The organism is [Haemophilus] ducreyi, from assembly GCF_900109315.1.
GTDB classification, from domain to species: Bacteria; Pseudomonadota; Gammaproteobacteria; order Enterobacterales; family Pasteurellaceae; genus Haemophilus_B; species Haemophilus_B ducreyi.
The window spans coordinates 1-14,767 of record NZ_FOJC01000010.1; the positions used below are offsets into that span (position 1 = coordinate 1).

The window sequence follows — 14,767 nt, forward strand, 5'->3', positions numbered from 1 at the left end:
TATCTTGCAGAACGTTTACCAAACGGGCAAGCTGGCGCATTTCGCTGGGTCGGTGATGTATCAGAGTTAAATGTCTCACTGACCGTCGAGGATTTTACCCATAAAGAATCATACTCGGGCAATCGCCAAGAAGTGCGCAAAATTATCACCGGCAAATCCGGCGAAGTTTCCGTTAAATTCCACGAGATGAGCAAAGAGAATTTGAGCTTAATGCTCTTAGGCGAAGCCAGCACAATCAAAGCGGGTAATGTGGCAAAAGAAGCATTGCCTGACGATATTAAAGTTGGTGATCGTATTGCGTGGGCACATCAAAATGTGAGCGATGTAAAAATTGCTGAATTAAAAGAAAACACGGATTTTGTTGTTGATGCGATTTTCGGGACGATTGAGTTTTTAAAAGAACAAAAAAGCAAGAAATTAACCGTTGCCTATAACTACGGTGATGTTGATGTGATTGCACTTTTAACCACCAATCCGAAAGACTTATTCCTGCGTTTCGAGGGAATCAACCTTGCTGAAGAGAATGAATGGAGCTTAGTTGAGTTGTACAAAATCAACTTCAACCCAACGGAAGCATTAAATTTAATCAACAACGAAAATGCGCTTGATGCGTTAAGTGCGAAAGCCAAAGTGTTAGCCGATACGACTAAAACGGGCGATAGCACGCTTGGTCGATTCGGGCGCGTTGTTAAAATTAAAAAATAACGCTTTTTCTGCCCCTAGTATTTAGGGGCTTTCTCTAGGTTTCAGTCATGCAAAAAGAAAAAGATGAATTAAATGTACTCTTCCCGCACCAAAAATTGACTATTGCCGGTGAAGAAATCGAAGTTAAAGAATACTCTTTAATCCAACAGTTACAACACCGAGCCTTGTTTATGCCGTTTGTGACGGATTTGCGCACTACGCTTTCACAAGCTGACACGCAATTCGGACTTGACCCATTGATGAGTTTGCTCGCAGAACATTATCAAGATGTTTTAACCATGGTGAGCTTATCTATCAATAAGCCGCTGGAATGGGTGCAAAACTTAACCGGCGAGAATGCGGAAACGGTATTGATGATGTGGTGGACGGTCAATAGTGATTTTTTTACCCGTCAGGCGCTGCAACCGATGTTAGAAAAAGCGGTACTGCAACAAGCGCAGAAGCAGAAATAAACTGGGCAGAGCTTATTGAACAATTGATTGCAAGCGGACATGATTTTAACCAAATTCAGTATTACACGGCACGCCAGATAACGCTGTTTTATCAGCAATCGATTTTGCGTGAGCGACGTTTAAGAGCTGCGCGCACGGTAGATGTAGCTTATGGGGTAAATGGTGGTAAAGAGGTGACCGGTTATCTAAACGATTTAACCTCGACATAGTGCGAGGTTAAATTTTAGGAGCAAATATTAAGCTTAATAAGAATGCAAAAGGCGATCTAAAAATTGCAATGATAAAAGCAATCAACGGATAAGTCAATGTGCCTAATCCGAGTGCTTGCCCGATGGTCGCTTGCCCGAAAAGCACGCACAACAAGCCGATAAGGCAGCATCAAAGCTTGGCAAAACCCGTGCTGGTGTTGAATCTATCAGTAAGCAATTAGCCGAATTAAAAAAACAAGCCATTGGCTTAACTTTGGGTAATGTGGCGATTGGCAATTTAGTGCAAACCAGTGACGAATTTAAAAGCCTTGAAGCACGCATTAAATTAGTTTCTCGCTCAAATCTTGAAGCTAAAGGCACTTTTCATGGCTTGATGACTGTAGCACAAGAAACGGGGACAGCATTTTCTGCTACGGCGGAGCTTTACACGCGCGTTTTTCGTTCATTAGGCGACTCGGCAAACTCGGCAGAAATCTTGCGCTTTACGAAAACCGTTTCACAGGCGATGACAGTCAGCGGTGCTGGTGCACAAGAAGCGCAAGCAGCAATCATTCAGTTATCACAAGGTATGGCAGCCGGTGCATTACGTGGCGAAGAATTTAACTCGGTGTCTGAACAAGCCCCGATTATTTTAGAACTCTTGCAAAAATCCCTCGGCAAAACCCGAGGCGAGTTGCGCAAAATGGCGGAAGAAGGTCAATTAACCACGCAAGTGATTATGACTGCCGTGGCTGAAGGTGCAGACAGTATTCAAAAACAATATGAGCAAATGCCATTGACGATTGGCAAAGCGGTCACGCAACTCTCTAACGCTTGGCTTGAATTTGTCGGCAATACCGATAAAACGCTGAGCGCATCTACCCTTGTTTCGACGGCGATTTCGACGTTGGCAAATCATCTCGAGGGTTTAGCCGGCATTGCCATTTTAGTCGGCACGGCATACACCGCGCGCTATTTATCAGCCATGTACACTAGCATTAGCTTAAAAAGTAAAGCAGTGATCGCGGAAAGTGCGCACATGGCAGCGATTAACGCTAGTGCAACGGCTTCTGTTCGTCAAGCACAAGCGACTGTAGTTTTAATGCAAGCGGTCAATGGCGAGACGGTATCGGTCGGGCGCGCAACAAAAGCCTATGGTGCGCTTGCTGTTGCCAAAGCCCGAGCTGCTGCCGTCAATGTAGGCTCGGGATTATTTGCGGCAATCGGCGGACCAGTTGGGCTGGCGATTACGGCTATTGCAGGGCTGAGTGCAGCGTATCTGTATTTAAAAAGCCAAGAGGAAGAAGTTGAACGTCAATTTGCCCAATCTCTCACTACGCTTGATGCCAATATTGAGAAAACTAACGCCTTAGTCGAAGCACGTACCAAATTGGGCGAAATGGGCGGTTTTAGTGATCGCCTTGAACAGCTCAAAGTTAATACGGCGTCATTAGATGAAGCGAAACAAAAACTTGAAGCACTCATTGCCGAGCGCGATAAATTGCTAAATCAAAGCCGTACTAGCGTCATGGGCGGATTAATTAATGCCGATGAAGTAAATGCGCTTAATGCGCAAATTGATGAGCTACAGCAAAAAATTGACTCAATGAGTACGGCTAGCAGCGAATTAGCCAATATTACGCAAACGCAATTAGCAGTGGCTTGGGACGCAGCCATCGAAGCCGGCGGTACATTAGCAGAAAAATTAACGGAAATTGGCGACCCGCAACATCCTGAAGCAGTGAAATTGCTCACAGAAGCAATCAAAGCAAGTGAAACCGAAGCCCTTGCGATGAAAACGGAAGTGGAAGAACTCACTCAAAAGCTCAAAAAAGATTTGAGCCAAGCCTCCACGACGGCAATCGAACGCTTAGAAGCGATGCGTACAAAATTTGAAGGCATTGCCGCACAAGCAGGGATGTCGGGCAATGCAGTGCAAGGTTTTATCAACAAAATCAATGAAGCCATTGGCTTGCAAACTCAACTTGAGCAAAAGCAAGCAGAGAAAAAAGGCGGCGATGAGCTAGAAAAACTGCGTACCCGCGCACGTCAATCGGGAATGAGTGAGCTTGAAAAGAACCTTGATAATGCACGTAACAATAGCAATTGGACGGATGAGCAGAAAAAAGAGGCAGAAGCACTCTATCAAACGATTGAAGCAAATCAGAAAAAACTGCGTGAACAGGCGGAAGCGGACAGAAAAGCAAAAGTGGAAGTGAATAAAGCGCAACGTAAAGCGGAAAGTGATGCGAAAAAAGCGGCACAAGATACAAAACGTACGGCAGAAGAAGCCACAAATAAGCTACGCGAACTCAATAGTGATTACTTGCGCTTAACCGGACAAACGGCAAAAGCGGATCTGCTTGATGTACAAAGTAAATACAACCAGTTACTCGCTTTATTTAGCAAAGCCAATAACCAAGACGGCATTAATTTGGTTAAGCAAATGTTACCGCTGGAAGAAGCCAAGGTTCAGTTAAATGGCATTGAGGCAGAAATTAACAAAGTGATGCAGGCACAAAGTGCCAAAGAACAGCAGATTCAAGCGCAAGTACAAACCGGGCTTATTTCACACTTTGAAGGACAGCAACGCTTAAAAGATATGTATGCGCAAACGGTAGCAGAAATTGAAAAACAATTACCGCTCCTGGAAAGATTAGCACAAATGCCCGGTGCGCAAGGCGAAGCAGCCGGCGCAATGCTTGAACAAATGAAAGTAAAAATTCAAGAGCTTAAACAGACAGGAAACGAACTTGAAAATGCGTTTAAACAGGGTTTAACACAAGGTATCCAAAGCGCATTGATGGGACTTGCTGAAGGCACAATGAGCTTGGGTGATGCGGTAAAACAATTAGCCCTGACCGTGATAAACAGCATGGCGCAGATTGCCGCACAACAACTGGCAATGCAAGCGACCAGTGCCATTAGTGGCTTTTTCGGCGGTGCGGGTGCAGCCGTGACGGCAGCCACCGGTGGTTTTATTTCCGGACCGGGAACAGGCACTTCGGACTCCATCCCGGCACGGTTATCCAATGGTGAGTTTGTGGTGCGTGCGGCAAGTGTGCAGAAATATGGCGTGGGCTTTTTACATGCAATTAATCGTGGTCATTTACGTAAATATGCCACCGGTGGATTGATCTCTGCACCATCAATGCCGTCATACAACGAGCTAACATTGACCCAAGAAATGCAAAACGGCACGGCAGGACAACAGGCGGTAGCAAGCCCTGTAACTATCCAACAAACGTTAGCGGTGGATAGTGCGGAATTATTCACGGCAGGCATTAATACGGTCGCGGGTGAACGTGCGGTAATGACCGTGATTAGGGCGAATAAACAGACATTAAAACAGGAGTTAGGCTAATGGCATACACAACAGGCACAGCAGAAAACGAGCGTGATTTATTAGACAAAATCAATAAGTTTCTAACACAAGATGAAACACTCAAGCGCGACGGACAAGCGTGGACAGTATTACTTGACCGTAAATTGACCGAAACCGCAACACAAAAAGAAATCCGTCAAATTGCGTGGAAATCAACCGGTACCGGCGTTGAACAAGATATTTATCTTGTGGCTTCAACCGATAACTTAATTTCAGCTGATACTTACAATCTTAACTTTTGGGGCGGCACGTTTTTCAATGAAAAAGCGGTTACGCCAGCTGAAATTGACAAAGGCTTAATTAATGCCTCCCCTGGCGTTGTTTTGTTTGCGGATAACCGTCCAATCGAATATCACATTGTCGCAAGTGGACGTTGTTGCAAAATTATCACACGCATTTCGCAAGTGTGTTCAAGTGCTTATCTCGGTTTTATTTTACCGACCGTGCCGCCGACAGAATACCCCTATCCGCTTTGTGTTGCCGGTAGCGCACCGATTGTGGATGAAAACAACCGTGCGGTACGAGTACGCTACTCACAAACAGGTGAATTGCATTCATCAATCATAGACGCTAAATATGGTAATTGTTGGCTTTTTACACCTGACCAAAGCTGGCGTGACTTTTACGGCAGCAGTTACAAAAACTTGCGTACCGATTCACGCAGACAATCGCTATTCCCGTTGTGTAATTATGAGCTTTTCAGTTCATATCAACAGCCACGCAGTATTGATTCAATGGGCGAAAGCCAAGGCGGTGCTTATCCATTGATACCTGTTGAATTTATCAGTCTCAAGGATTCTAGCCAAGGACGTAACCGTTGGGGCACATTTGATGGCGTGTATTGGATTCCGGGTATTCAGCGAGCAGCAGGCGATCAAGTCACTATTACTGAAGGACGAAAAGGGCTGGTGTTTAACGGTGGCTATCGTGTAGCAACCAAGGATTATTTTGTGATTGAGACAACAACGGAGTATTAAGCATGGCATATCAAACGGGTAACGCAAAAGACGTTAAGGAACTACTTAAAAAATTAAGTGAGTTTGCTCAAGGCTTAAAGTGGGTAGTAGATAAGTCGGAAGATAATTTGCTGTGCTTACACAACGAGCAAGGCTACTGGTCGCTTATGTTTAAGCCTGAAGTTAATCAGTTGTTTACTTATGTGAATACCGGCTTCGATACCAGTAAAAAAGGCCATGAACAGCCCGGTTCATCAAGAGCGCACGCTTATCGTGAAATCGACACGGCAACCTCTCAGTTAGAAAAAGGCAATTATGCGTCTTATGACTTTTTCGGCACGGCGCAATATTTACACGTTGTCGTGCAAATTGAAGCGGAAAAATTTCGGCATTTTGGCATTGGCACGTTAAACAAAGAAGGCACTTATACCGGCGGTCAATATACCTATGGCACTTATATCACAAAGAACTACGCGCATTATCAAAATAGCGACCACGCTTACGGCTTTTCTAACGGGGCGCGTGGCAATCAAGCGGTTGTCCGTGCCGACGGTATCAGTGGCGATAAACGGACACCTTGGTATTTCGCTCCCGTAAATGTTTCAGATTATAAAGATTTGAGTAATGCGGATAAAGGCAAATACCTGCTTACACTCGGCAGAGCGGCGATGACAACAGACGAAAATACTTATCATCCTGATGCCTTACTTGTCTATTACAGTCAATCTAAGTTCGGGCAATCGTTAATACCGTGTCCACACAGCTTAATTGCACATGGTATTGATGGTATTTTTCGCCGTTTAGGTATTCTTGCAGATCGCTATGAATGCACAATGGTTGTGTCTCTCGCCCCGTCAAATTCTGACCATCAATAGCGAGAAATGGATGATTATTCCGAGTGCGCAATATGACGTGCGTAATGAAAGTTATATTGAAAAAGGGAAAAACAACTCAGGGATTCAAGGCGTGGCTTATCGGATGGTTGAATAATGGCAAATATCAATGGCTATATTGTAACAAGTGGTAAAAGCCTCGCGTCTAAAGATACCGCCTATTTAGACCGCTTGCCGATTTATCGTGGCAAAGCACGTATTGCTGCAAGCCTTATGCCGACAATGTCAGGCAAACTCCGGCAAGGCAAGTTATTAGATTTAGCTCAGTCGTTACAGGCTTATATTGCGCCGAACTACTACAGCGATTTATACAGCCGTGTGCTTGTGATTCCGCATACAGTTAATCTAGGCTCAATTTCAACTGAACAAGTGTTTGATGTGCACTTGTGGAATGCGAACCGACACACGGTCAATTTAACCAAGGTAGATATACAAGATGGCGAAGGCATTACGCTAACCGGCAATCAAACACCACTCACGCTACGCGCACTGGCACTTAAGAAGTGGACGGTTAAAGTCAGTATGAACGGTCCGGCGGAAATTGATTGCACAGTAACTTTTACGATTGCGGGCAAAAATCCGGTTACGTTGCGCATTATTGGCTCGCGCTCTACCGACTGGGAATTTTTCCCCGATTGGTCTGAAGACGTGACTGAAAAACTAGAGTTTTTAACGACCGTGCATCAATCAATTACCGGAGCGGAACAGCGTATTGCAAAACGTTTATCACCCCGTCGAACCTTTGAATTTAAAGTCTCTACCGTTGGAACAGAACGTCAGCGTTTAGAAAATATGCTCTATGCTTACGGCGCAAGAGTGTGGGCGTTGCCGATTTTCACGCATCGAGTTTATTTGGCTAAGCCAACCAAACAAGGCGATAGAACCCTTTCACTCGCCACAACAGGCTTTGACTTTTATGTCGGAGGACGTGCGGTTTTGATGAACGGGAACAAACGTGAAATGGTGGATATTACTGGCATTGAGCCTGATAAGCTTGAAATAAAGCGCCCGTTATTGCATCGCTTTGATACTCACACACAGATCTATCCGTTGCGCTCCGCCGTGCTGACCGATATGCCACAACTTACTCGTTTAAGTGATGGCGTGGCAACCGCACAAATTCGCCTGCAAATTCACGAGCACAATGGCTATGCTGCCGATATTCGTCACTTGCCGACTTATCGTGGGCATCCCGTGTTAGAGCCAACCAGCGAATGGTCAGAAGATATTACCGCACAATACTTGCGTTTGATTAAACAACTGGATAACGACACCGCCTTACCACATTACTTAGATACGGCGAAAAATGCGTTTCAGCTCACAAACCATCGTTTCTTGTTAAATGGGATTGACGCACAACACCAACTGCGCCAACTGTTTTACTACTTACGTGGCAGACAAAAAGCGATTTGGGTAGCAAGTTCGACATCAGATTTAACACTAGCAAACGATATTGTCGGCAAAAATCTCGATATTGAGCTGGTTTATTACACGACTTGCTTATTGAAACAGGCGGGACGGCAAGACATTCGCATTGAGTGTACCGACGGCAGCGTGCATTACCGCCGGATTTTAGCCGCAACGGTAAGCAACAACCAAACCGAACGGCTTGCACTGGATGGTGAAGTGTTAAATTTAAAGCGTGAACAAGTGGCTAAGATTTCTTTTCTGACACTCTCACGCTTAGAGAGCGACACGATTGACTGGAAGCACCACACTGATACGGTGGCAAGTGTGATGGTTAGCTTCCGAGGCTTACATGATGAACTCGAAGTTTAATGATTTAAACGACATTTAAACGATATTTAAAAAGGATTTAAAACGTGAATTATTTAGATAAAACCCATTCTGTTGCCGATGGTCAGCCCGTTACGCTTTATCAATTTACCCGCGGCGATGATGAAAAGATTTGGCGTTTTTGTGATGCTGACCAAGACATTGTCGTAAACAATGAAAAATGGCTGGCAACCGCAATCAGTGATAGCGGTCGTCGCACGGGCGAGAATATCAATATTGTGCTACCGAGCAATAACCCTGTGGCATTGCTGTATCGTGGTATGCCACCGAGCCAAACCGTTAAGGTGATGATTATGCGCTTGCATTATCAAGAACAAGAATTACGGGTAGTTTGGATTGGTACGATTATTGAAGCAAAACGCCCTGATGTACATAAGACGGAATTAGTTTCTGCGGGGCTATCTTCCACAATGCAAAGTGCGGGCTTGCGCTTAACTTGGGGACGTAACTTCCCTTATACGCTCTACGATTACGATTGCAGAGTTAATCCGAAAAATTTTGCGGTTGCAGGTTTGGTGATTAAAGCGTTAAACGGGACAACACTCACCGTAGATGTGCCTGAAAATTTACCTGAAGGCTGGTTTAACACCAGCTTTATTGAGTGGACGGATAGTGACGGCGTGCGCGAAGTACGGGCGGTAACGGTACATAAAAATAACCAAATTACCCTAATGGGTGGTACACAAAAGCTGTCTGTTGGCACAACGATTAAGGTGTACCCCGGCTGTGACGGACGGGCAACTACTTGCCTAAAAAATTTAACAATATGCTGAATTTCGGTGGTATTCCGCACATGCCGAATAAATCGCCTTATGATGGGTCACGGGTATTTTAATTTAAAAGGAGAACGTTATGTTTGCAGCCATTGGTTGGGCGGTCGTTAAATATGTTGCAGTGCTTGCGGTCAGTTATTTATTAAATCAAGCGCTTGCGCCAAAACAACGTAGCGGACAAGGACCGGAAGCGGTTTCAAGCGACGAATGGAATTTCCCGCAAGCGAATGAAGGGACACCACAATGTGTGTTTTTCGGCGATTGCTGGACAGAAGATTGGCAAGTATTAGCGCACGGTAACTATCGTACCACTGAAATTAAAAAAGGATAAGTAAATGGTCATCACGATACAAGATATGCGCCGTGTGCATTTTTGCGCGGCAGGTGTACAAGCGTTCTTTGAGCGCGAGGGGTGGGATTTCAACGACTTTTTGCAAAATGGAATTGATTCTGAAAAATTCTTAGCCACCGGTAGCGTGTTTGCACGCAAATGCGTGACTGCCGCAAAACAAGCACAACAAACGAAAGGGGAAAAATAATGGGTGGCAAACGCAAAGGCGGTGCGGTAACGGTCGGTTATCGTTACTACTGGGATATTCATTCGGGGCTGGGACGCGGACCGGTAGATGAGATTGTGGAGTTACGCATTGATGATAAATCGGCGTATGTCGGTAAGCCAGGAGAGCTAACGCATTCACAAGCGACTTATATTGACAAGCCAAACTTGTTCGGGGGTGAAAACACTGGTGGCGAAGGCGGTATTCAAGGGCGGTTAGAGATTCTCATGGGTGAGCCTGACCAAAAACCAACGCAAATGCTAGTTAATCTGTTAAAGGGCAATCAAAACCCTGCTCCTGCCCAACCGAATAACTCCCGCTTACGTAAGGCAGGACAACGCAAAAAACAGCAAGCTCAGCAAGACTTTTTCTCTGCTGGCAATGTGACTGAAAGCAATCTTGCAAAAGATGATTTGATTCCCGGCTTCCGCAGTATTGTTTCCACGGTGTTTAGCGGGCTGATTAGTTGTTATAACGCGTACCCGAAAAAACATAGTTACCGTGTGCGACGGGCATTAAAAGGCTGGTTTAACGGTACGGTGTGGTATCCGGAAAAATGCAAAATTATGTTACGCAACGACACGTTAAAAATGTCAGGACTGACAAAAGAGCAAGAAGAAAATGCGCGTCAAATTCATGCTATGAACCCTGCGCATATCCTTGTTGAGTGTGCCACCAATAAAAGCTGGGGTGGCAAAAAGGACTTAAGTGATCTTGATTTAGACAGCTACAAAAAAGCTGCAGACACGCTCTATGAAGAAGGCTTCGGATTGTGCTTACGCTACAATCGCCAAGGCTCGATTAAAGAGTTTATGCAACAGGTTATCGACCATATTGGCGCGGTGCAATACGACAACGTGGAAACAGGTAAGCAAGCCATTCGTTTATTGCGTAACGATTATAACCCCGACGATTTGTCCACATTTCACTATGATAATGGGATTTTGATGGTGCAAGATGATGACAGCTCGGCAACCGATACAACAGCCAATCAAATTATCGTGAAATGGCGCGACCCGGTGACAAACCGTGAAGACCAAGCCATTGCGAATAATATTGCGTCTGTGCAAATGCACGGTGTTATCGCAAAAACCGTTGAATATAAAGGCGTGCCGACTTTTGATTTAGCCGCTCACCTTGCACAACGTGATTTAGAGATGGTCGCCAGCAGTTTAACATGAAGATTGTGTTTGATATGCGTGCCAGCGAATTGAAACACGGCGATGTGTTTAAAGTACATTTACCGGAACGTGGAATTGAAAGTGCGGTTTTTCGTGTCGGTGCTATTGAAAATGGTAATGAAAGCGAGCTTATAGTGACTTGTATGCAAGATGTGTTCGGTTTACCGGCTGCAAATTACTCAACACAAAAAAGCGAGTCGCTTTATGTGCCGCCGGATTACACCGCCAAGCCGATTAATGAGGCGCGATTACTTGAGGTACCGTATCACGTGTTACCACTGGTGTTAAGTGAAGCGGAGTTTGCATTTGTTAAACCGACCGATTGTTTTGTGTGGAGCTTGGCAACTCAACCGAGCGCACTGTCGGTCGGTTATGAGATGTTAGTTGATGCGGGTGCCGGTTATACGCAAACGACGACCGGCTCATTTACACCGTATATCAAACTCGAAGAGCCTGCGACAGCGTACCAAACCACGTTTAAATTTAAGTTAGAGGGCGATTACGCAGCGTTACAGTACGCCGAAGCGGTTATGATTGACGATGAGATCATCAGAATTGATGCTGTGGATTTTAAAACTGGCACAATGACCGTAGGGCGCGGTTGTGCGGACACGATACCACAGGCGCATAAAGCTAACACTATTGTATGGTGCTATCTGCTTGCCGCCGGCACGGATGAAACAAAGTATACGGTAAACGAAATGCTCAAAGCCAAGTTATTAACCCGTACACAGATTGAAACGCTCTCTGAAGATGCAGCTAGTGTATTAACACTAACCACACAGCAACGACAAGCGCGCCCTTACCCACCGGCAAATGTAAAAATAGACGGTGCATTTGTCGATAAGATTGCAGACAGTTCAGCGTTTACGCTTACATGGGCGCATCGAGATAGAGATATTCAAGCAGACCAACTTATTGCGCATACGGATGACAGTACTGCACTTGGGAAAGGTGTTAGCTATAAAATTGATTTAATGGATGGCGATAACATAGTGCGGTCAATTACAACGAATGGGACAGAATTTGTTTATCCGGATGAAGGCAAAACAGAAGGAGAACAATTTAGCAAACTGGCGTTCTACGCAGTAAAAGATAAGCTGACAAGCCTGTATCGCTATGAGTTTACCGTGCAAGGTGCAATGCAATTATTAAGTGATTGGGATTATCAACGCGCATTTACACAAGGTAATGATTACTTCAATCGTTATGATGATAACGATATGCCGGAAGGTAAATACATCATGCTCTCTTCAAATGCAAGCGAGAATGTGATTTACCAATCTTATTCGATTGAAGCCAATAAATATAAACGCTTTGCGCTCTCATACAAAGTCGGTACATATAATCAGCGTAACGGGCTTTGTACTGTTACTGTACAACTTTATAAAGGTACTGAGTTACTTAAAGAATATGTTTCAGAGCAGTTTGACAACTGGCAAAAAAATGATTGGCATAGCCAACAGGTTGCTGAAGTTTTACCGGAAGAAGCGACTGAAATTAGATTTAAGATTAATGTGGTTGGCTCAATATCAAACAACGCGATTGCATTTAAAGATATTGTTTTACGAGTAGGAGGTTAATAGCAAGAAGTAACTTATTAGGAACAAAAGCACGGGTAGTCAGTATGCTTGGCAGAGCGTACTGACCTCATCACCCACAGACCTAACCTGTGAGCAATAACTATTGCTAGACCCGTGGTCTTAGCCAAGACAAACGTAAGTTTAGCATAATTTTTTCACTATATGAAAAGGTCTTACAAAATATGAAAAAAGATGTAACCATTTATAAAAACGCACCATTACCATTTATTGGACAAAAACGTCAATTCTTGACACATTATACGGAGATTCTCAATCAATATATTCCAGGTGATGTCAAGGTTGGACAATTATTGATGCATTTGGTGGTTCAGGATTACTTAGTCATGTAGCTAAACGTATAAAACCAGCTGCTCGAGTAATTTATAACGACTTTGATAACTATGCAGAACGCTTACTTCATATCAATGAAATAAACCAATTACGACAAAAAATTATTGATACTATAGGAGACACTATACCCAAAAATAAAAGACTTACATCAGATGTAAAATTAAACGTCATTAATGTAATCCAATCCTTTCAAGGATATAAAGATTTAAACTGCTTAGCGAGTTGGTTATTATTTAGTGGAAATCAAGTAGGTTCATTAGAAGATCTATTCAATAAGGATTTTTGGAATTGTGTTCGTCAGTCTAATTATCCTAATGCAGAGGGCTATTTAGACGGAATTGAAGTTATTCGAGAATCATTTCATCAACTATTACCTAAATTCAGAGATGAACCAAATACTCTCTTTGTTCTTGATCCTCCATACCTGTGTACTAGACAAGAGAGCTACAGACAAGCAAGCTATTTTGATTTGATTGACTTTTTACGATTGATTCATTTAACTCGACCGCCTTATATCTTTTTTAGTTCGAGTAAATCTGAGTTTGTCCGATTTATTGATGCCATGATAGAAGATAAATGGGATAACTGGCAGGCGTTTGAAAATTACGGCAAAGTTTCTATTAATACCTCGGCAAGTTATTCGGGTAAATATGAAGATAATATGGTGTTTAAGTTTTAAATGTAACGTCATTACACTATGAGTAAAAAAAGCGAGAAATACTTATCTCGCTTTTTTTGTTGCAGTTATGTTGAGCGGCTTTAAACCGCTCAACAAACGGCAAAATTTTGTTAATAAGATCAAAGAATTAATATAATATATTTTTCATCTTACGGATTAGTCCGCATAATTAACTACCCTTTTTACTGCAGGAGATTATATGAAATTGACTAAATTAGCGCTTTCCACTTTATTTGCATTAGGATTATCTACCGCCTATGCCAACAAGCTCCCGAATATCACGATCCTAGCCACCGGTGGCACGATTGCTGGTAGCGGTGAAAGTGCCGTCAGCTCTGCTTATCAAGCAGGACAACTGAATATTGACACGCTGATTGAAGCGGTTCCAGAAATGAAAAAATTAGCAAATATCAAAGGCGAACAAGTGGTTAAAATTGGCTCACAAGATATGAATGATCAAGTTTGGTTAACATTAGCCAACACGATCAACCAACAATGTGCCTCTACTGATGGCTTTGTGATCACACACGGCACAGATACGATGGAAGAAACCGCTTATTTCCTAGATATGACCGCTAAGTGCGAAAAACCGATTGTCTTAGTTGGCGCTATGCGCCCTGCAACCGAAAAAAGTGCTGATGGCCCACTTAATTTATATAACGCCATCGTAGTAGCACGAGAAGCTAAATCCGCCAAACGTGGCGTTTTAGTTGCAATGAATGATCAAGTACTTGGCGCACGAGATGTCACTAAAACAAGCACAACGGCTGTCCAAACCTTTCATTCACCAAACTTTGGCGCTTTAGGTTATATTCATAATAGTAAAGTCGATTATGAACGTAATCCTGAAAGCAAACATACAACCAACACACCATTTGATGTAACCAAATTAACTGATTTGCCTAAAGTCGGCATTATTTACGCCTATGCAAATATGCCAACTGAGCCATTAAAAGCATTATTAGACGCTGATTATCAAGGTATTGTGGTTGCGGGAGTTGGCAATGGTAATATGAATGCCGTAAACTTAGCACTACTCGAAACAGCAGCTAAAAAAGGCGTTGCCGTTATTCGCTCATCGCGTGTTCCAACCGGTTATACCACGCGCGATGCTGAAATTGATGATTCAAAATATGGCTTTGCTGCATCTGGTACACTTAATCCACAAAAAGCCCGCGTATTGTTACAATTAGCATTAACGAAAACAAAAGATATCCATACTATCCAACAATATTTTGAAGAATTTTAACCGCTGTCTAACCAAAAA

9 protein-coding genes and 4 pseudogenes are annotated in these 14,767 nt (G+C 43.6%); all 13 read left to right on the forward strand.

What is annotated here, in order from left to right; translation table 11 throughout:
* The coding region (locus BMX01_RS07020) for a phage tail tube protein (protein WP_074648007.1) at positions 1 to 705 on the forward strand (705 nt) is incomplete at its 5' end.
* Between the two features lie 47 nt (positions 706 to 752).
* Positions 753 to 1,157, forward strand: a complete 405-nt coding sequence (locus BMX01_RS07025; RefSeq protein ID WP_064082117.1) for a DUF6631 family protein — start codon at positions 753 to 755, stop codon at positions 1,155 to 1,157.
* 23 nt (positions 1,158 to 1,180) lie between these two features.
* Positions 1,181 to 1,366 (forward strand): hypothetical protein, encoded by a 186-nt coding sequence (locus BMX01_RS07030; protein WP_126497614.1) that lies wholly within the window; start codon positions 1,181 to 1,183, stop codon positions 1,364 to 1,366.
* A gap of 115 nt (positions 1,367 to 1,481) precedes the next feature.
* Positions 1,482 to 4,709 carry a tape measure protein gene (locus BMX01_RS07035; RefSeq protein WP_234946419.1) on the forward strand — a complete coding sequence of 1,076 codons (3,228 nt, stop codon included), beginning with the start codon at positions 1,482 to 1,484 and terminating at the stop codon, positions 4,707 to 4,709.
* A complete protein-coding gene (locus tag BMX01_RS07040) occupies positions 4,709 to 5,707 on the forward strand; it encodes a hypothetical protein (protein WP_064083346.1) in 999 nt (332 codons plus the stop codon). The genes BMX01_RS07035 and BMX01_RS07040 overlap by 1 nt, the downstream gene beginning before the upstream one ends.
* Positions 5,708 to 5,709: 2 nt before the next feature.
* Positions 5,710 to 6,676: pseudogene (locus tag BMX01_RS07045) on the forward strand (hypothetical protein).
* Positions 6,676 to 8,358 carry a hypothetical protein gene (locus BMX01_RS07050; RefSeq protein WP_064082114.1) on the forward strand — a complete coding sequence of 561 codons (1,683 nt, stop codon included), beginning with the start codon at positions 6,676 to 6,678 and terminating at the stop codon, positions 8,356 to 8,358. Before BMX01_RS07045 ends, BMX01_RS07050 begins: the two are co-directional and overlap by 1 nt.
* A gap of 44 nt (positions 8,359 to 8,402) precedes the next feature.
* Positions 8,403 to 9,211: pseudogene (locus tag BMX01_RS07055) on the forward strand (phage BR0599 family protein).
* A 17-nt stretch (positions 9,212 to 9,228) separates the two neighbouring features.
* On the forward strand, positions 9,229 to 9,480 hold the full coding sequence (locus tag BMX01_RS07060; protein ID WP_064082113.1) for a hypothetical protein: 252 nt from the start codon (positions 9,229 to 9,231) through the stop codon (positions 9,478 to 9,480).
* A 4-nt stretch (positions 9,481 to 9,484) separates the two neighbouring features.
* Positions 9,485 to 9,688: a hypothetical protein gene (locus BMX01_RS07065; RefSeq protein ID WP_064082112.1), complete on the forward strand. Its 204-nt coding sequence runs from the start codon at positions 9,485 to 9,487 to the stop codon at positions 9,686 to 9,688.
* Positions 9,688 to 12,470, forward strand: a pseudogene (locus tag BMX01_RS07070) (phage tail protein). Before BMX01_RS07065 ends, BMX01_RS07070 begins: the two are co-directional and overlap by 1 nt.
* 182 nt (positions 12,471 to 12,652) lie before the next feature.
* Positions 12,653 to 13,500: pseudogene (locus tag BMX01_RS07075) on the forward strand (DNA adenine methylase).
* A gap of 199 nt (positions 13,501 to 13,699) precedes the next feature.
* On the forward strand, positions 13,700 to 14,749 hold the full coding sequence (gene ansB, locus BMX01_RS07080; RefSeq protein WP_064082551.1) for an L-asparaginase 2: 1,050 nt from the start codon (positions 13,700 to 13,702) through the stop codon (positions 14,747 to 14,749).
* Positions 14,750 to 14,767: the final 18 nt, after the last annotated feature.